The sequence below is a fragment of the Streptococcus mitis genome (assembly GCF_946188685.1).
In the GTDB taxonomy this organism is placed as follows: Bacteria; Bacillota; Bacilli; order Lactobacillales; family Streptococcaceae; genus Streptococcus; species Streptococcus mitis_CC.
Genome location: NZ_CAMHWH010000042.1, coordinates 1 through 248 on the forward strand (window position 1 = coordinate 1; position 248 = coordinate 248).

The following is a 248-nucleotide window of genomic DNA, read 5'->3' on the forward strand; positions in this document are numbered from 1 at the left end:
TTGATGTTGCCTTCTTTTTCCCAGTTGCCGTTATTCTTAACGAAGACGTCGCCTGTTTCTGTATTAACGTATTTATCGCCGTCTTTACCTTGATTTGCTTCTGGGTTAACTTTGCCGTTCAAGACGTCTTTACCGTCGCGTCCATCACGTCCGTCACGACCTGCTGCGCCATCACGTCCGTCGCGTCCTGGTAAACCTTGTGCTCCGTCTTGACCATCACGACCTTGAAGTCCTTGTTCACCTTTGTC

General features: G+C 49.2%; 1 pseudogene. It reads right to left on the reverse strand.

Features of this window, described 5'->3' with window-relative positions:
* A pseudogene (locus N8N51_RS10390) lies at positions 1–248 on the reverse strand (hypothetical protein); the annotation flags it as partial.